Source organism: Methylosinus sp. C49 (genome assembly GCF_009936375.1).
Lineage (GTDB): Bacteria > Pseudomonadota > Alphaproteobacteria > Rhizobiales > Beijerinckiaceae > Methylosinus.
This window is the reverse complement of record NZ_AP022332.1, coordinates 3,475,197-3,497,356: the sequence shown is the minus strand read 5'-3', so window position 1 is coordinate 3,497,356 and position 22,160 is coordinate 3,475,197. Positions and strand designations below refer to the sequence as shown.

The 22,160-nt window shown below is 63.5% G+C and carries 17 protein-coding genes and 1 pseudogene; 8 read left to right on the top strand and 10 right to left on the bottom strand.

The features are described from left to right. Positions 1-265 precede the first annotated feature (265 nt). Both GYH34_RS22245 and GYH34_RS16440 read right to left on the bottom strand, forming a co-directional pair. Positions 266-1,303, bottom strand: a pseudogene (locus GYH34_RS22245) (recombinase family protein); the annotation flags it as partial. A gap of 692 nt (positions 1,304-1,995) precedes the next feature. Next, the gene (locus GYH34_RS16440) at positions 1,996-3,738 is read right to left on the bottom strand and encodes a DUF3363 domain-containing protein (protein WP_244635172.1); all 1,743 of its coding nucleotides are present in this window, start codon (positions 3,736-3,738) and stop codon (positions 1,996-1,998) included. Here GYH34_RS16440 and GYH34_RS21980 point away from each other — a divergent pair. Beyond that, on the top strand, positions 3,715-4,320 hold the full coding sequence (locus tag GYH34_RS21980) for a hypothetical protein (RefSeq protein WP_244635170.1): 606 nt from the start codon (positions 3,715-3,717) through the stop codon (positions 4,318-4,320). The genes GYH34_RS16440 and GYH34_RS21980 overlap by 24 nt on opposite strands. 421 nt (positions 4,321-4,741) lie before the next feature. Here the strand turns inward: GYH34_RS21980 and GYH34_RS16435 are convergent, their stop codons facing one another. Then, positions 4,742-5,206, bottom strand: a complete 465-nt coding sequence (locus GYH34_RS16435; protein WP_161914522.1) for a transposase — start codon at positions 5,204-5,206, stop codon at positions 4,742-4,744. A 59-nt stretch (positions 5,207-5,265) separates the two neighbouring features. Between GYH34_RS16435 and GYH34_RS16430 the strand changes: the two genes are divergently transcribed. Further along, on the top strand, positions 5,266-5,478 hold the full coding sequence (locus GYH34_RS16430; RefSeq protein ID WP_161914521.1) for a cold shock domain-containing protein: 213 nt from the start codon (positions 5,266-5,268) through the stop codon (positions 5,476-5,478). Positions 5,479-5,653: 175 nt separating this feature from the next. Here GYH34_RS16430 and GYH34_RS16425 read toward each other — a convergent pair whose 3' ends face one another. The 4 genes from GYH34_RS16425 to GYH34_RS16410 all read right to left on the bottom strand — a co-directional run bounded on the left by GYH34_RS16425 (position 5,654) and on the right by GYH34_RS16410 (position 11,831). Beyond that, a complete protein-coding gene (locus tag GYH34_RS16425) occupies positions 5,654-6,280 on the bottom strand; it encodes a TMEM175 family protein (RefSeq protein WP_161914520.1) in 627 nt (208 codons plus the stop codon). A gap of 72 nt (positions 6,281-6,352) precedes the next feature. After that, positions 6,353-9,640 carry a chemotaxis protein CheB gene (locus tag GYH34_RS16420; RefSeq protein ID WP_161914519.1) on the bottom strand — a complete coding sequence of 1,096 codons (3,288 nt, stop codon included), beginning with the start codon at positions 9,638-9,640 and terminating at the stop codon, positions 6,353-6,355. 135 nt (positions 9,641-9,775) lie between these two features. Continuing rightward, the gene (locus GYH34_RS16415; protein WP_161914518.1) at positions 9,776-10,033 is read right to left on the bottom strand and encodes a hypothetical protein; all 258 of its coding nucleotides are present in this window, start codon (positions 10,031-10,033) and stop codon (positions 9,776-9,778) included. Positions 10,034-11,015: 982 nt separating this feature from the next. Beyond that, on the bottom strand, positions 11,016-11,831 hold the full coding sequence (locus GYH34_RS16410) for a hypothetical protein (RefSeq protein ID WP_161914517.1): 816 nt from the start codon (positions 11,829-11,831) through the stop codon (positions 11,016-11,018). A 632-nt stretch (positions 11,832-12,463) separates the two neighbouring features. Here GYH34_RS16410 and lptG point away from each other — a divergent pair. The 6 genes from lptG to accC all read left to right on the top strand — a co-directional run bounded on the left by lptG (position 12,464) and on the right by accC (position 19,462). Further along, the gene (lptG, locus tag GYH34_RS16405; RefSeq protein WP_161914516.1) at positions 12,464-13,549 is read left to right on the top strand and encodes an LPS export ABC transporter permease LptG; all 1,086 of its coding nucleotides are present in this window, start codon (positions 12,464-12,466) and stop codon (positions 13,547-13,549) included. A gap of 71 nt (positions 13,550-13,620) precedes the next feature. Continuing rightward, positions 13,621-16,185 (top strand): LPS-assembly protein LptD, encoded by a 2,565-nt coding sequence (locus tag GYH34_RS16400; RefSeq protein WP_244635169.1) that lies wholly within the window; start codon positions 13,621-13,623, stop codon positions 16,183-16,185. A gap of 47 nt (positions 16,186-16,232) precedes the next feature. After that, positions 16,233-17,024 (top strand): DsbA family protein, encoded by a 792-nt coding sequence (locus GYH34_RS16395; RefSeq protein ID WP_161914514.1) that lies wholly within the window; start codon positions 16,233-16,235, stop codon positions 17,022-17,024. A gap of 82 nt (positions 17,025-17,106) precedes the next feature. Further along, a complete protein-coding gene (aroQ, locus tag GYH34_RS16390; RefSeq protein ID WP_161914513.1) occupies positions 17,107-17,550 on the top strand; it encodes a type II 3-dehydroquinate dehydratase in 444 nt (147 codons plus the stop codon). A 6-nt stretch (positions 17,551-17,556) separates the two neighbouring features. After that, positions 17,557-18,096 carry an acetyl-CoA carboxylase biotin carboxyl carrier protein gene (gene accB, locus GYH34_RS16385; protein WP_174242416.1) on the top strand — a complete coding sequence of 180 codons (540 nt, stop codon included), beginning with the start codon at positions 17,557-17,559 and terminating at the stop codon, positions 18,094-18,096. Positions 18,097-18,103: 7 nt separating this feature from the next. Next, positions 18,104-19,462: an acetyl-CoA carboxylase biotin carboxylase subunit gene (accC, locus tag GYH34_RS16380; protein ID WP_161914512.1), complete on the top strand. Its 1,359-nt coding sequence runs from the start codon at positions 18,104-18,106 to the stop codon at positions 19,460-19,462. Here the strand turns inward: accC and GYH34_RS16375 are convergent, their stop codons facing one another. From GYH34_RS16375 to GYH34_RS16365, 3 genes are all read right to left on the bottom strand, one after another. Then, positions 19,463-19,711, bottom strand: coding sequence for a transposase (locus tag GYH34_RS16375; protein ID WP_161914511.1), 249 nt, complete (start codon positions 19,709-19,711; stop codon positions 19,463-19,465). 122 nt (positions 19,712-19,833) lie between these two features. Then, positions 19,834-20,931 (bottom strand): helix-turn-helix transcriptional regulator, encoded by a 1,098-nt coding sequence (locus GYH34_RS16370; protein ID WP_161914510.1) that lies wholly within the window; start codon positions 20,929-20,931, stop codon positions 19,834-19,836. A 148-nt stretch (positions 20,932-21,079) separates the two neighbouring features. Then, entirely contained in the window at positions 21,080-22,027 is a 948-nt protein-coding gene (locus GYH34_RS16365; protein ID WP_161914509.1) for a UDP-glucuronic acid decarboxylase family protein, read from the bottom strand. Between the last annotated feature and the right edge of the window lie 133 nt (positions 22,028-22,160).

The window sequence follows — 22,160 nt, the reverse complement described above, 5'->3', positions numbered from 1 at the left end:
CGAGACGTTCTCGAAGCAGATCGTCCATGTCGGTGACGCCATCCTCGACCATTTTGTAGAGGCGCTTCAGTCTGTCCTCAGACTGGGCGATTTCCGCTTGGAGGGCTTCCACTCGACTGCGAACCTCGTCGTCGCCGGCGGCGCGCTTCTGGGCCAGGGAGGTCAAGATACCGGCCAGCCGATTCGGGCCGAACAGCCGGTCGGCGAGATGGGTCGTGACCAGCCCGTCGAGCCGGTCCATCGGGATCGAGCGCCCCTTGCAGCCGGCCTTGCCGACGCGGGCGGCGGTGGAGCAGCTGTAATAGCGATGCACCTTGCCGCTCTTCGAGGTCCCGGTGCGCAGCGTCATCGCGCCGCCGCAAGTAGCGCAGACGGCGAGTCCGGTAAGGAGGATGGGGCCGGTGACGACGCGAGGCGGCAGGACGCGCGGGTCACGGGCTTTCAGGCTCGCCTGGGCCTTGTCGAACACGGCCGTTTCGATGATCGGCGGAACGGCGATCTCGATGACTTCGTTTTCGGCTTTGGCTCTCCCGGTTTTGGCCTCGCGCTTGTTGAAGCGCCACCGGCCGGCATAGACCGGATTGGTCAAGACCTTGTGGACCGACGCGACGCCGAAGCGCGCGCCGAGTCGCGTTCTCAGCCCGCGCCCATTGAGCGTCTTCGTCACCTCCTTGACGCCCATCGGCCCCTTGCCGGCCTCGCCTTCGAGATACAAGCGGTAGATCATCCGCACGGTCTCGGCCTCGACAGGATCGACGATGAGCTTTTTCTTGGTCCGGTGTCCGCGCTTCTCCACCTCGGCGAGCGCGTAGCCGAGCGGCAGGCGTGAGCCGTTGTAGAATCCCTGGCGGGCGTTCTCCTTCATCGCGCGCAAGACATGCTTGCCGTTCTCGCGACTCTGATATTCGTCGAACAGCGCGATGACCTGCCGCATCATCACCTGCGCCGGGTCGTCGCCGAGCTCCTGGGTGATCGAGACGAGCCGCACATTGTGCTTGGCGAGCCTGCGCACATACATTTCTAGGCCGAAGGCGTCGCGGAAGAAGCGAGAGAACGAATGGACGACGATGACGTCGATCGGATGATCGTCGTCGCAAGCGCGCTCGATCATGCGCTGAAACTCTGGCCGATGGTCGTCCATGGCGGAAGCGCCGGGCTCGACATATTCGGCGACGATGCGCCAACTATGGCGCGCGCAATAGGCGCTCGTCTGCGCCTGTTGGTCGGGGATGGAGAGGTCGACCTCCGCCTGCCGCGTCGTCGAGACGCGTAGATAGAGGGCGGCCCGAAACGAATCGGCCATACGAAGCTCCTGCGCGCTTAACGTCGACGTGAAGAAAAAATGCGCCGAGAAAGGGCCTTTATTGTGTCGTCTCGACCCCGTTCGTCAACGGACGTTCTCGGGCGATAGCTCGCCCGTAAGCACGTCATCGACGTCAGATATCGAGTCGACTTCTTCACGTTGTAGGGACATTCGGCTTGACGCAAGCGGCGGGGACGTATCGAGCCTGCACGATGAGCGATCGACTGACTATTCGACAGCAAGTGATTTTCAGATCCGTCATCGATGCCGCCGAAATAGGTTGTCGAACAAGTCGCCGAGCCACGCCTCGATTACATCGACCTCGGCGCGCGTGACCGGGATATCTTCGGGCCAATCGTCGGTGACGGTCCACGCTTCGAGGTCTCGTTGCGCCTTTCGATCGATATTCGACCGGGCGTGAATCCGAGTCGACGCGACGCGGCGATCGGCGCCGACGCAGCAAGGATCGAGAGGATTTGCACGCGCTCGCGACATCCCGCCAGGATCGCGCGCTCGGTCTCGAACAAGAATGGCCTAATTTTACGCCACGATGCGCTTTCCTGCGCAACACCGACAAAGTGAGACCGTGGACGGACGCCCGCCATCACGAGCCGTCGCGTTTCGACATTGACAAGTTCCGACCAATCTTTTGCATCGGCTGGGGTGCGGTTGCACGGGGCTCGAGGCTTTCATCACAGTCCCAGCCCGCGCTTCCGGCCGAGGTCCCACTCGATGCCGCCGCCATCGCGGTGAACGCCGCTGAGATAATGGCCGATGCGCTTTTCGAGAACGGGCTGCCAGGGCACGAGCTGGAAGCCGAGGCCATCCTCGATCATAGCGAAGCGCCCGCTGGCGAGATTGGCGACGCCAGCCAGCCGCCCCGAGACATATTCGCCCGGCCCGCTCGGCGAATACGACAGCCCGCGCTCGGCGGCCATCTGACGGCCGACACGTTCCACCTCCCGCCGCTCCAACGTAGCGATAGCGCCGCGAGCGATAGAGATGGATTTTCCATTGTCCGTGGCGAGGCCCATTTCCACCAACCGCTCTCCGCGCCGGTGGAGCGCATTCTTCACGTCCCGACCGAAGCCTGCTTCTACTAACGAAGTCTGCTTGTCGGCGACGAGTTCACGGTCGAGCCATGTCGCTCCGTCGCTCGCGATCTGCCGTTCGAGATCGAAGGTCGAGAGCGTGCGCACGCGAAGGCCGTCGCCACCTTGAGCGAGGTCATAGGCTCGGCCGCGCTCGACGATATCCTTCGGGACGCGCCAATGCTCCGCGTCGACGCGTTCGACGTGCCCGGCCCGGCGCAGCGCCTCCAGCCGGCGGACATGGAAGCGAACGAATGCGTCCGGGTCCTTGCCCTGCCGCTCGAAGCTCTCGCGAATGCGTTCGAGATGAGCGCTCGGCCGGTAGACGCCGTCGTTCTCCGCGACGATGGCGATGTTGCGGTCGGCGGGCCTCTGACCGGAAACGGCGGGCGCGGCTTCGACGATCATGCCTCGGCCGACCTCCTCGATGCGGGTCGGATCGGCGAACTCCATGTGATGGACTCGTCCGTCGACGCCGTCGACGACGAGATAGACCCGCTCACTCAACTCGTCGCCGGCCAGCCCTTTGGCCAACACCCGACCGACGATCGGCTCCTTTCCGGTCTCCCCGTGGCAAACATATTGCCCGACGCCGCGCTCGTCCGCCAGACCGTGACTGGCCAGCGCCCGGCGGATGGTCTCGATCGCTTCGTTGCGAACGCCGAGTTCCTTCAGCATCTGCTCCGCACGGTCGGAAATCGCCCACCGCTCCGTCTCGAGTTCGGCAGCGAGCCCGTGGCGCTCTAAACGCCGCACGCGGCCGAGTAGCAGCGCCCGGTTCTCTCGGACGAGATAGGAGGCGCCTTCCCCGAGCCTGAGTTCAATGACGCCGTGTTCGCGCTGCTCGGCGAGCAGCATCTTGTCGAGCCGCGTCAGTCGCTCGACCGCAACTTCATTCGCGAGCTTCGTCTGAAGCTCGATCTCGCTCTGATGGCCGAGCTCCAGCGTGACGAGCTCGCTCGCCCGATGACGAACGCCGTGAGCGATATAGTCGCCGGCTATATTGAGGATACGGCCGTCGTCGAGCACGCCCCGGACGATGATGTGGGTGTGAGGATGGCCGGTGTTGTGATGGTCGACAGCGATCCAGTCGAGGCTCGTGTCGAGGTCCTTCTCTACCTGCCGCATGAGGTCGCGGGTGAAGCCCCGCAGATCGGCCATGTCGCCGGCGTCCTCCGGCGCGACGATGAAGCGGAATTGGTGGCGATCTTCGCGCCCGCGTTCGACGAAGGCGCGGCCGTCCGCCTCGTTCTCGAAAGCGGAATAGGCGCGCCCCTTCTCGCCGTCGCGGGTGACGCCATCACGTTCGAGATAGCGGAGATGGGCGTCGACGGCCTTGCTCATCGCGCCGCGCATTTTCGGACCGCGCGTTCCGCGTTGCGGGTTGAGCTTCACGACGCGCGCCTTGACGACGACGCGACGCGTTCGAAACCGTCCGGCGGAGTCGCGTTGCCAGCCACCGCCATCTCTCGGAAGGGCCGCCGCCACCTTCGCGCCTCGTCCCCGCGCGTTGAACCGGCCGCTTCCTTCTCCTCCTTTCCGGCCGACTGCGTCCGCGAAGCCTCGGCCGATCCGGCAGGGATCACCGCCGGCCTTTCGGACGGCGATCTCGACCTGCCGGACGAAGGAAAGCGAGCGCGGACGGACGCTCCTTCCGCCAGCTCGGGACCGGCCGGGTCGAATGTGGAAATCGTCTCTGTCGTCGCTCGCCATGGCGAGACGATCGGCGTCGAAATCCGCCTGCGCAACCGTCCTCGAACGCCGATCGCAATCGGGCGTGAAAATACCGGCTGTAGCGTAGAGCCGGCGGGACATGCCACGTGGCGCCTCTCGAACGCCAGCGTCTATCACGCTGCGAACACGAACGAATTTCGATTCTGCGGAAACCGCCGCACATCGCGCCGTATCATGCCTGCGCATTTGTAGCCTGCAAAAACCAATGTGCAGACAACAAATTACGAGCGCCGCGAGGTGCGAACGTCAGTTCGCTTTATCTTGCCGTCTTAATCGGGCGTCCTCGCCGTCTTAATCGGGCGTCCTCGTGTTGTCTTCGTCGCCATGTTTGTTTCCGTCTTGGGATAGTATCCGTTTCTTTTCTTCGACGCGACAGCCTACGCCAGTTTGCGATGAGAAACGCCTGGGGGTCCATGCAGTCTTTCGTGCTCAATCCCGCGTGCCGGGTGGGGGCACACTTTGCGTCGGGATCGCGGGGCCACACATGCATTCATGCTCGCTATCGGCCTCCGAGGGGGCGTCGTCGCCGACAAGATATCGTGTTCTCCGCATGCACTTCGATACACTAGGTTCTCTCCCGCCGAATGGCGGAACTCGTGTCGACCCCGCGCCGTCAATTCGTCGTCATGTTGTCGTTCATGCGCGCTTCGATCGACTCCGGCGACGCGATCGCCAGCGTCCTCTTCGTTCCTCTTTTCGGCGAGCCCGAGGGCTCTTCCTGCGCCGAGAAGCGGATCGCGCTGCCGTCGATCCACATCCGATGCATGACGACAGCGAGCTTGCGCGCGACAGCCACGACGGCGCGCTTGTGGCCGCGCTTTGCCGCGATCTTGACGCCCCACGCCTTCACGGCGCACCATTTCTTGGAGCGCACGAGCATGGCGCTGGCCGCTTCGTAGAGCGCCGTGCGCACTTCGCCGTCGCCGCATTTGGAGATGTGGCCGTCGATATTGATCGTATCGCCGCTCTGAATGCGGCGTGATGTCAGTCCGAAACACGCTCCGAGGCTTTGGATCTGGCGAAGCGGGTTGGATCGTCGACCGCTTTGAACGACAGCGCCGTCACCGAACCAACGCACGGAACCGCCACAAAGCGGCGGCAGAGCTAGTCGCGACCTACGAACTGGACGAGCAGCGTATGCAGGCGTTGCATTCGCTCCATAGTGTCGACCAAGCGCGCGGCATGCACTTCATCCAGCCTGACAATGGCGGCTCGGATGTGTTTGTGCATATCTCCGCGGTCGAGCGTGCCGGCATGCAGACCCTGGCCGAAGGGCAGAAGCTCCAACTCGGTCTCGTTCGCGACAACAAGTCGGGAAAGAGCGCGGCGGGAAATCTTCAGATCGCATAAAACGATCGTCTCCACGGATGTACTGGCAATGAGCCCGGGGCTCTCTCACTGACACCATAGCGAAAGGCTCCGCGCCCTCCCGGGTGACGGAGCCTTTCGAGGAACTAGCTTTCTCGCGGTCTCGAGCACTGCGAGTGGCCGCGGGATCTCGAATATGATCCCGCCCGCCACCGTTTCAACTTCGACTTTCCGTCGGCCAGCCCCGCAGCGCAAAAAAGAACGCCAGCAGCAAGCAGGCTGAGACGCTCGCAGCCTCCGAAACGAACGAGGCCGTGAACGCTCCGAGATAGAGAATGGGGCCGAGCCGGTAATGCCTGGTGAGACGCGCCGCCTCGTCTTGCGTCGGGGCGATCGCCTGCGGCGCCCGCAGCTTGCCGCTCTTCGAGATATGCCGCCATAGTCCGTGAAACGCCAACGCAATCGCGAGAAAGTTTCCAGTGTAAATGTTCGCGGCAATGCGCGCCTCTGGATGCAGCAGATATTCCGCGAGCAATCCGGTCGAGAACGGAACCAGCGTGACGACCATCAATAGAAAGCCGTTCCAATAGACGAGGGGATGGTCGGCTCGTCGAATGGTCGTGAATATCCAATGATGATGCGCCCAGATGGCGAGGATGGTGACGAAGCTGATGAAGAAGGCGAGATAACCGGGCCAAGCTGCGGCAAGCGAATGCGCGAGACCTTTTTCCGTCACCACTTCATGACTGGGTAGCTTGATCTCGAGCACAAGGAGCGTGATGGCGATCGCGAAGACGCCATCGCTGAATATCTCGATCCGCGTGGTCTCTTTGTCGTTCTGCATTCGTATCCGTTCTCGGCCACTCGAGCGGCGGCGCATTGCTGGCGCTACGACGACGGCGGCTGCTTCAGCTTCTCAAGGCTGCTCTGGGCTTGGAGCGCCGTCGACCGAACCCGCATCCGTCTTCGCCAGAGGGAGTGTAAAGCTGAAGATCGTTCCGCCTTTTGGATTGGATTCGGCCCATATCCTTCCGTAATGCGCTTCGACGATCGAGCGTGAGATCGACAATCCGACGCCAATCCCGCGCGTCTTCGTCGTGACGAAAGGCTCGAACAGCTTCGCCTTGATCTTTTCTGGCACGCCGGGACCGGTATCGGCGACATCGACACGGATCGTGCCTCCCTCGGCCACAGAGGTCGATATCGTCAGCTCCCGCTTGGCCGCAGCGCTCATCGCATCGATCGCATTGCGCATCAGATTGATCAGAACCTGCTTGATCTGGACCTCGTCCACGAGCGCGCGATCGTCCTTCGAATTCAACCGAAATATTCCACGGACTCCAGATTGCTTCGCGATCGGCAGGGTGAGCTCGTAAGCCTCCTCGATCAGCTTGTGCACGCTCGAGAAGGTTTTTTTCGGCTCGTCCCGGGAGACGAACTCGCGCAAATGATCGACGATCTGCGCGGCCCACATCACTTGCTCCACAGCGCTCCCCAATATGCTTTCGATGCTCGCGGGGCGCCGCTCGGACGGCATTTTCAACGAGCGCTGCGCCGCATGGAGATAGGTCGCGGCCGCCGCGAGCGGCTGATTGATCTCATGGGCTAGGCCGGTGCCCATCTCCTTCATCGAGTTCAGACGATCGGCTTGCAGCTTCTGCACTTTCTCTTCCGAGCGCGTCGTGCTGGTGACGTCGATGAATGTCGCCACGACTCCGTCGATCTCCCGCGAGGCACCGCGATAGGCGGTGAGCCGGGCGAGATAATAAGGCGCATCGACGTCGTCCTTATGCACCCGCCGCTCGATCGAATCACCGGTTTCCAAGACTTCGAGAAGATCCGTCGTCAATTCGGGATAATCGAGCTTTGCCGCGAGGTCGGTGAGCGGTCTTCCGGCGTCCGAAGGGATAATGTTGAAGATTTGCGACGCCGCGGGCGTGAAGCTCCGAATGACGAGATTGCGATCCATGAAGATTGTCGCGATGCGCGTGCTCGCAAACACGTTCCTCAGATCGCTGTTGGCCCGGTCTAGTTCGTCGATTTTGCTCTCAAGCTCATGATTGACGGTCCGCATCTCCTCATTGAGCGATTGCAGCTCCTCCTTGGAGGATTCGAGCTCCTCATTGGTCGACTGCGTCTCCTCGTTCATCGAGATCAGCTCTTCGTTCGCCGATTTCAACTCCTCGAGGGCCGTCTCATATTCCTCGATCGTCGCCTGAAGCCGTTCGCGGGTGTCGAACACTTCCCTTTCGAGCCGCGCCGCGTCGCCCGCCGGCTCGCGTTCGCTCGGGGAGAGCGGCGTCTCGTCCGCCGTCGACGGTTCTCTCGATTGAAACAAAATCAAGAAAAGCGCCTTGCCGCCCTCCCGGTCAGGCAGAGGCTCGGCGGTCAGCGAGACCAGCTCCGTGTGGCCGTTGTCGGTTTCGACTTTCACATTCTGCCGCGTCGCGGTCCGGCGCGTCTCGATCGCCTCGCGCAGCACGCTGCGCAGATCGAGGCGTAGCCCTTTGCGCGCCATCGCGAAGATCTGACGATCCGGCGCTCCGGGCGCCGCTTCGAGATATTTGCCCGTTCGGGCGGAAAAGTGAATGATGTCGCCGTCGTCGGTGACGACGACATGCGGAGGCGCGAATGCTTCGGCGATGCGCGCCTCCACGGCGCGCCGCAATTGTGACGCGGATCCGGCGCTGCTCTTGCCGGATGCCGGAGCGGGGAAGGAGAGAGCGTGCAAGCCCGCCATGAAATGCGGCATGCGCACCCGCCGCCCGGGATCGCGCGCCTCGAACAGACAATGCTTTTTGTCGAGCGGCGTAAAGAGGTCGGAGAATTGGCCTATGCTCTCCGACATCCCCAAAAAGAGAATTCCCCCAGCGCGGAGGGAGTAGTGAAAGATCGGAATCACCTCCCTCTGCACATCGGCGCCGAGATAGATCAGGAGATTGCGGCAGGAGACGAGGTCCATATGCGAGAAAGGCGGGTCACGCAGGATGCTGTGGGGAGAGAAGACGCAGAGATCGCGAACCGCCTTGACGACGACATAGCTGCCGGGCTCGGCCGTGAAAAAACGTCTGCGTCTCTGCTCCGAAACGGCGTCCATCAGCGCGGCGGGATAGCGGGCGGCGCGCGCGATCGTCAGAGCCGCCTCGTCTATATCCGTCGCGAAAATGGTCACGCGCGGAGCGACTCTCAACCCGTCCATATGCTCGCGCAGAATGATCGCGATCGAATAGACTTCTTCGCCCGTGGAGCAACCGGGAACCCAGACCCGCACCGTGTCGGCCGCGCCTTTGCCTTCGAACAAACGTGGGATGGCGCTTTCTCGGAGCGCGTCGAATGCGTCCGAATCGCGAAAAAAGCTCGTGACATTGATCAGGAGGTCGCGAAACAACGCCATCGCCTCCTCGGGAGCCTCGCGCAGGCGCTCCACATAATCGGCGATCTTCTCGCATTGCTGGATATGCATGCGGCGGCGGACCCGACGCATGAATGTCTTGGTCTTGTAGCCGCTGAAGTCATGTCCCGCGGAATCACGGAGGATCGAATAGATGGCTTGACGCGCCTCGAGAACGACGCCGTCGTCATCGTTCATTGGCCGATCGGATGCGAGATCGTCCGGCTCCTCGAGATCGCGTATGATCTCGACGAGCTTTTCCGCCATCGCATCGACCGGAATGGCAAAATCGACCAGTCCGCTGGCGATGGCGCTGCCCGGCATCCCCCCAAATCCCGGACCCGACCCGTCGCTCGCCTGCGCCATGGTGACGCCGCCGTGCTCCTTGATCGCCTTGATGCCGAGAACGCCGTCGCTGCCGCTCCCGGACAGGACGACCCCGATGGCGGATTCGCCACGGTCGCGAGCGAGTGCGCTGAAGAAGACGTCGATCGGCGAGCGCTCGTGATGAGCGGGGTCCGTCGCGATCAGCCGAAGCCGCCCCAAGGCGATCGTCAAGACCGCGGCCGGCGGAATGACATAGATCTTGTCTTTTTCGAGCTCCTGACCGTCGCGCGCGACCTCGACGCTCATCTTGGCGTGGCGCGCCAGAATATCCGTGAGGAGGCTCTTCCGGTCGGGAGCCAGATGCATGATGATGACGAAGCTCATGCCCGGATTGGCCGGCATGGCGCGGAACAGGCTCTCCAGCGCTTGGATGCCGCCGGCGGAAGCGCCGACGCCCACGATGGGGAACGATGTGTCCGGTTTCATCGGCGGCACCTTTCGCCTCGCTTAGATATAATGCACTTCGAGGCCGTCGGTGTCACGCTGATATCTTGGGGCGGATCAATTCGTCCAGGTAATTGCTTGTCGAAGCGCGTCACGGAACCGCTGAAGCCATCATATTCATTCGGCAGAATTGGCGCGTCGTAGAAGCGGGTAATCAGCGTTTTCATACAGATTGCGGATCTCGGCGCCGACGTAGCGCGTGTCGCCCACCTCGAGAGAGCAACTGCGCAACATGTCGGACGAGACATTTTCCATCGCGAAGCGGATCGCATCCGCCGCCCGGGCGAACCTCTTATAGCCGAGGCTATTCGGACGAGATCTCGGCCCCTTGTAAGAGAACAAGCCCGCCTCCACGCCATAATCGAACGCGATCATTGTGCTATCCTCATGGTTTCACGCCCCTGTCATGCGCCGACGCTGAGGAATGGGGCGCTCGCTGCGTGCGACGCCCAGATGGATCGGTGATTGAAGAGGAGGTGATGCGCTTCGCGCGCCCACTCGGCACAACGGCAAGGTCATCCGACCGACACCCGATCGGACTCATATGGCGCGTCGTCGCTCGAGGTTCAAGCGCCGTTCGGGCTCCAGCTTCTTCGAAGCAGTCCAGCATGGCGGCGGACATGGTAGGAGTCGAGAGAACCGAGCGGCGCCACGGCTGTCGCTGCCCGGTCGCCGGTCCAGTCCGACGGAGCTACGTATGATGGGCGCGTCTTGCGTGAACCACTGAACAGGCAACATCGGAGACGCTCGTCATGGTCGATGTCGAAGCATGTCGGATCGCATTCCAATGTCCGCAATGCGGGCACGAGCTCGAGCAGACCATTGGAAAGTTGAAGTCACAAGCTCGGATGATCTGTCCGGGATGTAGTATCGGAATAAGCATCGACGCGACCCGGCTGTCGAATGTCATCGAGGAAATCAGACATGCCGTCGAAAAGGTTCCTCCTGAAATCACGATCAAATTTTATCGATAGCGAGACGAGACACTCCGAGACGAGACACTCATGGCGTCGATACGATCGCGCTGAGAGCGATCGAAATATGACGCGGACATCATGGTGCTGAAATGGACGAGTTCAAGATCAAGGTCGTGCGCATCGAGGCGGCAGCGCCGAGCTCGAAAGGAGACCGTGTCCGGATAACGTTCCAGGTCGAGCGCGAGCCTTTGGTGTTCCAAGTCCCGATTCTTCTCGAGATGGAAGAATTCGACGATACAGAGATGATTCAGGTAGCGAGGAACGAACTACATCGAACATTTGACGACTTGAGAATTCAGACCGAGAAGTGGACGACGTGCAGCAGCTTTCCAATATCAGTTTACGTCCGAAGACATGACGCCTTCGAAGGAGACGAGCGCCTAAGCACGGTTGAACGGGCGCTTCCCCGAAGCCAACTCGAGCTCATGCAACGCCTCGGCGACGTGTTTCGCCACGCCTTCGACGTGACCCTGCTTGTGCTCCGCCATCGCGCTCTCGAGGCGCCGGACCGCGCTTGCCGTATGTGGATCGATTCTGGCCTTGTCGGCCGCCTCGACATCCGCCAGAGCGAGGTCGGCATGGACCGAAAGGAGACTGAACAGCTTGAGCATTTCGAGCGCCAGAGGTTCATATTGCCGCAGCGCCGTCACCGCTTCGTCGTGGGCGCGCTCGGAACGCGCATAAGCGATTTTTCGGGCGGTCTCGGCATCACGCCTTTTCGCATCCGAGAGGCGTTCGGCGGCGTCTTCGTGAGCAGCCTGCGCACGCCGCAATTCACGCTCTTCGACCTCGATCGGCGACGGCGCCCCAGAAGATGCGCTCCCCTCGTGACCTGCGACCGATGCGACGAACGCGGCATGTGCTCGAGCGAGAGACTCGGTCGCCTGCGCCAATGTTCGGCGCGCTTCGTCTTCAGCGGCTTCGAGAGAAGGCAATTGCCTGCTTCCGCCGGCGAGTGTCTCGACGATCGGCGCCGTGCCGGACGTTCTCGCGTCGCGACGCATCTCGACGGCCGACTCCAACGCCATCAAGACGGCGATGATGGTGTCCTTTTCTCGCTTTGCGTCGGGAGTCGTTTCGGATCCATCGTGATTTTCTATTTGCTGGAGATTTTCGACTCGGCGGTTCAGGATATCCACTAGCGCCGTGACGTCCGCGCGTCGGAGCGTCAACTCGAGCGTGATGTTGTCGTCCATTCCGTCCTCCCCTGTATCGAGAACAAAAGATAGGGCTGCAAGTTCAAATCTGGGGGCTCGAAACGATTCACAGCGATGGGGGCGCGGACGGCGGATCCGACTTCAGGATTTTGGCGGTGGTATGTTATTACCTCTACCAAAATTCTCGGCAGTCGGAATCTCGTCTCTTGCCGAGTTCATAGGTCAGCTTCAATGACATAGGTGTTCGCATCTTTATCCCGACCGGCGCGCCAATCAAATCAATCAGTTGTGGGAAGGGCGCCCGGATGGCGTCGGCGCTCGGCTTTTGCCGTAGGGCGTCGGCGCAAGTCGGGAGCGTCGGCGCATCCCGACCCCGCAATAATCCGCAATGGCGATCGAAGCGGCCCGCTTCGGCGCGCTCTGACGAATTCGGCGCTTTTGCACCAGAGAGGATCGCCTCGTTCTGCGCTTCGCCCAGGAAAAGCCTCGAGCGGAGGGCAGCTTGCTCTGGCCGCCGATCGACCCTGGCGCCGGCCTCGGCTTGCGCCGCGGCGGCGGAGCGTCTAGCCAAGCGGCTCGGAATGGGCGCGCATCGGGGAGGGGCGGCGACAGGCGATGGCGATCGATTCTGCGCGACATGTGCCGGCGCCGTGGCGCCGCGCGAGGGCGGCATGATCGGCGTCACCATCACGCGCTATCTCGCCGCGCGCTTCACCAAGACGATCATGGCGATCTTCGTCACCATGTTCTGTCTCATGTTCGTTGTCTATTTCGTGGAGCTGCTGCGGCGCGCCGGCGACATTCCGCAGGCGGGGGCCGGCACGGTGGCGCTGATGACGCTGCTGCGCGTCCCGGCCACTGCGGAGATGATTCTCCCCTTCGCTGTGCTGTTCGGCTCCATGGCGACCTTCGTCGACCTCACTCGCAAGCTCGAGCTGGTGGTGGCCCGCGCCTCCGGCATGTCGGTCTGGCAGTTCCTGCTGCCGCCGGCGCTGGTGGCGGCGACGATCGGGATCATCTCGGTCACGCTCTATAATCCTATCTCCGCCATGATGAAGATGCGCTCCGACCAGATGGAGCTGGATCTTTTCGGCGTCGAGGGCAGCGTGCGCATCGATCACGGCAAATGGTTCCGCCTCAATGGCGTCGATGGCCAGGCGATCATGCATGCGGTCGATGTGCGGGCAGGGGGGCTCGCGCTCGATGGCGTCAGCGTCAATGTCTATCAGAAGGACGGAGTCTTCCTGGAGCGCGTCGAGGCGCGTCGGGCGCGGCTGCAGGCCGGGGTCTTCGTGCTCGAGGACGCCCGCGTCAGCGCGCCGGGGGAGGAATCGCGCGCCGTCGGCTCCTATCTGCTGGCGACGGATCTGACGCCCGAGCAGCTCGCCTCCGCCGCCACGCCTCCGCAGGGGGCGCCCTTCTGGGATCTGCCGCGGCTCGGCGACAGCAGCCGCGATGCTGGGCTCGATCCCACCGGCTATGCGCTGCAGTTTCAGACACTTCTCGCGCGGCCGCTGCTGCTCGTCGCCATGGTTCTCGTGGCCGCTTCCTTTTCATTAAGATTCTTTCGATTCGGCGGAATCGCGCGGACCATTTCGGGTGGCGTCGCGTCGGGCTTCGTGCTTTATATCGGCACGAAAATCTTTTCCGATCTGGGTGGCGCAGGCGTCATAAGCCCGCTCGTCGCTGCTTGGTCGCCTGCTCTCGTCGGAAGCATGTTGGGTGCGCTCGCTCTCTTGCATTCGGAGGACGGCTGATGGGCCTTCGCCGTCGTCGCCGCACTCGCGAACATAGGCCAAGCGTGGAGCGCCTCCGCTCCGCGCCGGCTGTGTCGCGTCGCGTCTCCAAGGTCCTGCCTGTCCTTTTCCCGGCCCTCGCGGCCTTTCTCGCCGCCGCGCCCATCACGGCGCGCGCGCAGCCTGTGGCCGCGCCGCCGGCGGAGAGCGCGCAGCGCATGGTGGTGGAGGCCAAGGAGCTCGCCTATGACGAGCGCCGCAATGTCGTCACCGCGCGCGGTTCCGTGCAGATCTTCTACAAGGGCCGGGTGCTGGAGGCGGATCGCGTCGTCTATGACCGCAACACGCAGCGCGTCTTCGCCGAGGGCCACGCCAAGCTGACGGAGAAGGACGGAACGGTCGCCTACGCCGATCGCTTCGACTTCACCGACGACTTCAAGAACGGCTTCATCGAAAGCCTGCAGGTCGAGAGCGCCGAGAGCACCCATTTCACCTCGCCCCACGCCGAGCGCACGGGCGAGGTCACGACCTTCGACCAGGGCGCCTACACGGCCTGCGACGCCTGCCAGGACGATCCGACCAAGCCGCGGCTGTGGACGGTGCACGCCAAGCGCATCATCCACGACAATGACGAGAAGGTGATCTATTACGAGGACGCCTCGCTCGAGCTGTTCGGGACGCCGATCGCCTATATCCCCTATTTCTGGTCGGCAGATCCCTCGGTCAAGCGCAAGTCCGGCTTCCTCAATCCGCAGCTGACCTATCGCCAGCAGCTCGGCTTCGGCGTCGGCGTGCCCTATTATTGGGCGATCGCGCCGGATTACGATCTCACCATCACGCCGACCGGCTTCGCCCGGCAGGGGGCCTTCCTCTCGGCCGAGTTCCGTCAGCGGCTGGAGAACGGCTCTTACATCATCCGCGCCGAGGGCACGCATGTCAGCGACCCCAGCGCCTTCACCATCGCGCCCTATGGCGCGCGCAACGAGCGTTGGCGCGGCTCGGTCTATTCCAATGGCGAATTCGCGCTCAATGACAATTGGCGCTTCGGCTGGGACGTCACCGCGCTCAGCGATCGCTATTTCCTGCAGGATTACAAGCAGTACAACAGCTTCCTGCAGAACTACTTCTTCCGCGAGGCGTCCTCCACCGTCTATCTGACGGGGCAGGGGCCGCGCAGCTATTTCGACCTGCGCGGCTACTACTTCCAGGGACTGTCCGCGACCGACGTGCAGGCGCAGCAGCCGGTCGTGCATCCGCTGCTCGACTATAATCGCGCTTTCGACGTCGATCCGGCCAAGACTTTCGGCATTGGCGGCCAGATCACGCTGGACGCCAATTTCACCAGCACCTCGGCCAGCATCGCCAATTACGAGTCGATTCAGCCGCGCACGCTGGATTCGCTCTATGGCCTCTACAATGTCTGCCAGCTCTATTCGCCTTCGGCCGACCCCTATAAGAGCGGCTGTCTGCTGCGCGGCGTCGGCGGCAATTACCAGCACGCCACGGCGATGGCTTCCTGGCAGCGCCGAATCATCGATCCGCTCGGCGGCGTCTGGGCGCCTTTCGCCTTCACGCGGGTGACGGGCTCCTATCTCGACTACGACACCAATAATTCCTACGCCGCCTACAACAGCTATTGGCAGCCGATCCCCAATTCGGCGCAGTCGCTGTTCGTCAATGGCTCGGACAGCGTGTTTCGCGGTCAGGCGACGCCGGGCGGCGGCGTCGAATGGCGCTATCCCATTCTCGCGCGCAGCAGTCTCGGCGATCTCGTGGTCGAGCCGATCGCGCAAGTGGTGGCGCGGCCGAACCAGTCGTCGATTCCCTCGCTCGTCAACATGGACGCGCAGAGCCTCGTCTTCGACGATTCCAACCTGTTCGAATGGAGCAAATATTCCGGCTACGACCGTTTCGAGACGGGCACGCGCATCAATTACGGCGGCCAGGCGACCATGACCTTCGCCAATGGCGGCTTCATCAATGCGCTCGCCGGCCAGTCGCGGCAGCTCGCCGGCAAGAACGGCTATTCCACCGCAGACGCGGCCAATGTGGGCCTCGCCTCCGGCCTCGACACGCGCACGTCGGATTGGGTCGGCCGCCTCGCCATCGCCCCCTCCTCATTTTTCAGCATCGTCGGCAAGGGACGTTTCGATCCAGACGGCTTGCGCGGCCGGCGCATAGATGTCGTCGCCTCGTTCAAGCTCGATCCGCTCACCGTCAACCTGCAATACGCCAATTACGCCTCGCAGGCGGTCATCGGCTTCGACCAGCGCCGGCAGGGCATGTCGGTGAATGGCCGCTACGACATCACCAAGAATTATTTCCTCACCGGCTCCGCCACTTTCGACATGAGCCGCTATCTCTACAATTCCTTGACCGTCTCGCCGGCGACGAATATCACGCTGACGGGCAGCACCATCACGGGATCGGCTCCGCTGTTCTCGGTCGCCGCGCTGGGCCTGGGGGCTGGCTACAAGGACGAGTGCACCACCTTCTCCATCAATTATTCGTCGGTTTTCCAAGGGAACACCTCCTCCGGTCTCTCGCGGAACCAGACGATCATGGTGTCGCTGCAATTGCGCACGCTGGGCGACGCCAAGTTCAACTATGGGCTCGGCTCGCTCCAGCTCAACGACGGCGTGCGCACTCAGCCCTGACGAGCGAACGTCGTGACGACGTTTCCGAACCCTTCGAGGAGTTTCCCATGCCGATGCGGCTCGCCCAAATTTTCGACCGGAGCGCTCTGGTCCGCGCCGCGGCCGCCGCGGTCATCGGCCTCGTCGCCGTCGCCGCGCCGCTGCGCGCTGAAACCTCTGTTCCGCAAAAGGCTGAAATCGAGAAGATCGTCCATGATTACCTGCTCGCCAATCCAGAGGTGATTCGCGACGCCATAGACGAGCTCGAGCGCCGCCAGAAGGTCGCCGAAGCCGATTCGCGGCAGAAAGCGGTGACGCAGGGCGCGGACAAATTGTTCAACTCCGCCAGCCAGGCGGTGATCGGCAATCCCTCCGGCGACGTCACCTTGGTCGAGTTCTTCGACTATAACTGCGGCTATTGCAAACGCGCGCTGGACGATGTCGCCAAGCTCATCGAGGGCGATCCCAAGCTGCGCGTCGTGCTGAAGGATTTCCCGGTTCTCGGCGCCGGCTCGGTCGAGGCGGCGGAGATCGCGACCGCCGCGCGGCTGCAGCTCAAGCCCGAGAAATTCTATGAATTCCACCGAAAGCTGCTCAATACGCGCGGCGCCGTCGGCAAGGCGCAGGCGATCGCCATCGCCAAGGAGCTGGGAGCCGACACGGCCAAGCTCGAGAAAGATTCCAAGAGCCCCGAGGTCAAGGCCTCGATCAAAGAGGTTATGGAGCTGGCCGACAGCCTCAATCTGACCGGCACGCCCTCCTGGGTTCTGGGCAAGGAAGTGATCGTCGGCGCGGTCGGCTTCCAGCCGCTCAAAACCAAGATCGAAAACACCCGCAAATGCGGCAAGACCGTCTGCTGACGGAGGCGGGGCTTCCTTCGCGGCGGCAATGACGCTAGAAGGGGCGCGCCGGCGCGGCGCGCGCCCTTCGTCAGGACCCTTTATGCCCGCCGTCCATGTTCTAAACGGTCCAAATCTCAATCTGCTCGGGACGCGCGAGCCCGACGTCTACGGCCGCGCGACGCTCGACGACATAAAAACGCGGCTGGCCGAGATTTGCGCCGCCCGCGGGATCGAGCTTTTGTTCCGGCAGTCCAACCATGAGGGCGACCTCGTGGATTGGATACAAGAGGCGGGCAAGGCCGGCGCGCCGGTCATTTTGAACGCCGGCGCCTTCACCCACACGTCGATCGCGCTCTACGACGCCATAAAGGGCTCGGGAGCGACGGTCGTCGAGGTGCATCTCTCCAATGTGCATGCACGGGAGAGTTTTCGGCGTCACTCCTTCATCGCGCCTGTGGCTCGCGGCGTCATCGCCGGTTTCGGAGCCGATTCCTATGTGCTGGCGCTGAACGCATTGTTCGATCGAGAAGAAAGAAAGACCTGAGCAATCATGGCGCGCAAAGTCCAGACTCGTCGCACTGCCACCCAAGCCGCAAAACCGAAAGCCGCCGCCGCCGGAGCCGCCGGCGTCGACACCGAGCTGCTGCGTGAGATCGCGCGCCTGCTCGGCGAAAGCGATCTGACCGAGATCGAGGTCCAGAAGGGCGATTTGCGCATTCGCGCCGCGCGCACGCCGGCCGCGCCCACCCATGCGACCATCGCTCTGCCGGCCGCAGCCTATGCGCCGGCGCCGATCCCCGCTGCGGCGCCCGCCGCCCGGTCCGCTGCGCCGGCTCCGGCCGCTCCTGCCGAGCACGCCGATGCGCTGAAATCGCCCATGGTCGGCACCGCCTATCTGCGGCCGAGCCCGGACGCCAAGCCTTTCGTCGAGGTCGGCGCCCGCGTCACCGCCGGCGACAAGCTGCTGCTCATCGAGGCGATGAAAACCTTCAACGACATTGTCGCGCCCAAGGGCGGCGTGGTGACGGCCATATTGGTCGAAGACGGACAGCCGGTCGAATATGGCGAACCGCTCCTCGTGATCGAGTAGGGCGCCCATGTTCGACAAAATCCTCATCGCCAATCGCGGCGAGATCGCGCTTCGCATTCTGCGCGCCGCCAAGGAGCTCGGCATCGCCACAGTGGCCGTGCATTCGACGGCGGACGCCGACGCCATGCATGTGAAGCTCGCCGACGAATCGGTCTGCATCGGTCCGCCGGCGGCGCGCGAATCCTATCTCAACATTCCGGCGCTGCTCTCCGCCTGCGAGATCACCGGCGCCGACGCCGTGCATCCGGGCTATGGCTTTCTCTCGGAGAACGCCCGCTTCGCCGAGATCGTCTCCGAGCACGGACTCACCTTCATCGGTCCCAAGGCCGAGCATATCCGCCTGATGGGCGACAAGATCGAGGCCAAGGCGACGGCGAAGCGCCTCGGCATTCCCTGCGTGCCGGGCTCCGACGGCCCCATCGCCGATGGGAAAGAGGGCGCGAAGGTCGCCGCGAAGATCGGCTATCCGGTGCTGGTGAAAGCGGCCTCCGGCGGCGGCGGCCGCGGCATGAAGGTCGCCCGCAGCGAGGCGGAGCTGCATTCGGCCATCGCCACCGCGCGCGCCGAGGCCAAGGCCGCCTTCGGCGACGACACCGTCTATCTCGAGAAATATCTCGACAAGCCGCGCCATATCGAGATTCAGATTTTCGGCGACGGCAAGGGGCAGGCGATCCATCTCGGCGAGCGCGATTGCTCGCTGCAGCGCCGCCACCAGAAGGTGTGGGAGGAGAGCCCTTCGCCCGCGCTCAATGACGAGCAGCGCGCGGAGATCGGCGAGATCTGCGCCAAGGCGATGCGCGAGATGCATTATGCCGGCGCCGGAACGATCGAGTTCCTCTATGAGAACGGCGCCTTCTATTTCATAGAGATGAACACCCGTATCCAGGTCGAGCATCCGGTGACGGAGGCCGTGACCGGCGTCGATCTCGTCAGCGAGCAGATCCGCGTCGCCGCCGGCTCGCCTCTGTCGCTGCGGCAGGAGGATATCTGGTTCTGGGGCCATGCGATCGAATGCCGCGTGAACGCCGAGCATCCGTCGAGCTTTCGGCCCTCTCCAGGACGCATCGCCTATTATCATCCGCCGGGCGGCGTCGGCGTGCGCGTCGATTCCTCCGCCTATCAGGGCTACACGATCCCGCCCAATTATGATTCGCTGATCGGCAAGCTCATCGTCCACGGCCGCAACCGCACCGAGGCGCTGATGCGGCTGCGGCGCTCGCTGGACGAGTTCATCATCGACGGCGTGGACACGACGTTGCCGCTGTTCCGCACGCTGGTGCGCAACGCCGATGTGCAGAATGGCGTCTATGACATCCACTGGCTCGAGCATTTTCTGGCGACAGGCGGCATAGACCCGAGCTTCTGATCAGCGCGCCTTGCGGCGGCCGGGCAGGGCGCAAACGGCGGCGAGCGCGGCCTCCAGCTCCGCGCCGCCGGCGGCTTTCGCCGCCTCATTCAATAGGAGCCATTGGCCGGCGACGGCCCAGCGCAGAAACTGCCGATAAACCGAGCTCCAATTGCCATAGCGCGGCGGCCGCCCGCGCTTGGTCCCCGTCTCGATGACGAAGCCCGCGCAGAGCGCCCATTCGCCATCGTCCAGCCGTCCGTCGATCACAAAAGTCTCCGCGCGCCGTCTGCGGCGCGAAAGCGCATCGCTGGCCTTTCGGCGAGAAAGGGCTGCGTTCCCTCCTATAGCGGCTGCGCTCGCGGCGTATCCCCCGAATGGAGGAGATGCGATCAGGGCAGCGTCGCGCCCGACAGCAGGCGCACCAGCTCCACCTGACGCGACACGCCGGTTTTGGCGAAAATGGCGCGCAACTGCGAGCGAATCGTCTCGCCCGAGACGCCATGCTCGCGCGCGATCTCGGAGGCGGCGCGGCCCGCGGCGATGGCGCGGGCGACGCGCGCCTCCGCGGGGGTGAGGTCGAACAGCCCTTGCAGCAGGCCGGCGCTGGGCGCGGCGCCGACGGCGAGCTCGGTGACGATCAGCAGCACATCGCCGGCCGCGAACACATCCTGGGCGGCGCCGCGGATCGGCGCGAGATGCAGGACCAGCGGCGGCCCGCCCTCGCGCGCGGGCACAGGCAGCGATTGCACGCCGGTCGGCGCGCCGACGACGCGCAGCCGGGCGAGCGCCTGCGCGAACAGCGCATCGGCGCGCGGATCGGCGATCACGGCGCGCTCACGCCGATCCTGCACCAGCGACGGCACGAAGCGCGCGAAGAGATCATTGGCGAGCAGCAGCCGATGCGCGCGCGACAGCACGGCCGCCGGCAGCCCGAGCGCGCGCATCGTCTCCGCGGCGGCGCGCGCCCGCTCGAGGCCGAGCCGGGCCGCGATCAGCGCCGCGCGGGCGAGATGGCCGCCGATCGCATCCAGCGCGTCGAGCATGGCGCGATCGAAAGGGCCGTCGACGAAGCGCCTCTCCCAGCTGAAGATCAGCATGTCGCCCGAGGGCGGGACGGCTATGCGGCCGGCGCACCAGCCGAGTCCGACGCCGCGCAGATAGCCGTACGTCGGATCGGCGTCCATTTCCTCGGGCGTGAACAGCTCATGGTCGCTGACGAAGCCCGCGGCGCCGAAGGAGAGCCCGCGCGCCGGTCGCGGATTGCGCGCCGCCCATCCCTGCTCGACGAATTGCGCGAACATGGGCGCGATGCGCGGCGATGCGGTCCAGCCGGAGAATTGCGAATTGGCCGCGAACAGAATGCCGCCGAAAGAGCCGCTGAGCGTCGAGACTGCGTCCAGCACCTCCGGCCACAGCTCTGGAACGACCGCGGCCTCGTAAATGCGATCGGCCAGGCGTTCGAATTGCGGCGGCGCTGAACTGTGCATGGGTGAAATCCGTGGCGAAAACAAGCGATGGATGCAATATATCCGCCACGCAGCTTCGAATATGAGACGGTCTGGCGCGCATTTTCATGCCGCCCGCGCGCGCTGAATAATTGTCGCTCCGCGCCCGGCCACGCTGTCAGAACGCGGCTCAGGCCTCGCGCAGCAGCTCGTCGAAATAGGCGATGGTGCGCAGCAGCCCCTCGCGCAATTGAATGGTCGGTCCCCAGCCGAGCAGGCGCTCGGCCGCGGAAATATCCGGCCTGCGCTGCTTGGGATCGTCCGCCGGCAGCGGCTCGAAAACGAGCTTGGAGGAGGAGCCGGTGAGGTCGATCACCTGCTCGGCGAGCTGCCGAATGGTGAACTCGTTCGGATTGCCGATATTGATGGGGCCGACGATGTCGTCGGGCGAATTCATGAGCGCGGTGAAGCCGCTGATGAGATCGTCGACATAGCAGAAGGAGCGCGTCTGCTGGCCTTCGCCATAGATGGTGATCGGCTCGCCCTTGAGCGCCTGCACGATGAAATTGGAGACGACGCGCCCGTCGCGGGCGTGCATGCGCGGCCCATAAGTATTGAAGATGCGCACGACCTTGATCTTCAGCCTGTGCTGCCGATGATAGTCGAAGAACAAGGTTTCGGCGCAGCGCTTTCCTTCGTCATAGCAGGCGCGCGGCCCCAGCGGATTGACGTTGCCCCAATAGGATTCCGGCTGTGGATGCACGGAAGGGTCGCCGTAGACCTCCGATGTGGAGGCCTGAAACACCTTGACCTTCAGCCGTTTGGCGAGGCCGAGCATGTTGATCGCGCCGATCACGCTGGTCTTGGTCGTCTGCACCGGATCGAATTGGTAATGGATCGGCGAGGCGGGGCAGGCGAGATTATAAATCTCGTCGACCTCGACGAAGAGCGGAAAGGTGATGTCGTGGCGCAGCAGCTCGAAATTATTGTGATCGAGCAGATGATGGACGTTTCTGCGCTGGCCGGTGAAGAAATTGTCGACGCAGAGGACTTCGTGTCCTGAGGCGAGCAGCCGCTCACAAAGATGCGACCCGAGAAAGCCTGCGCCACCGGTGACGAGAATTCTGCGGCTTTCCATGCGAGCGCCCTGCACAGCCTCGAAAAGCAGCGATCTCGAACGGCGATTCGTGGCGATGCTGCAGTTTTAGATAGCACCTCGCCCCGCGCCGCGCAACGCCGCGGCTTTGGCTGATGCGGCGGCCGCTCCCAGA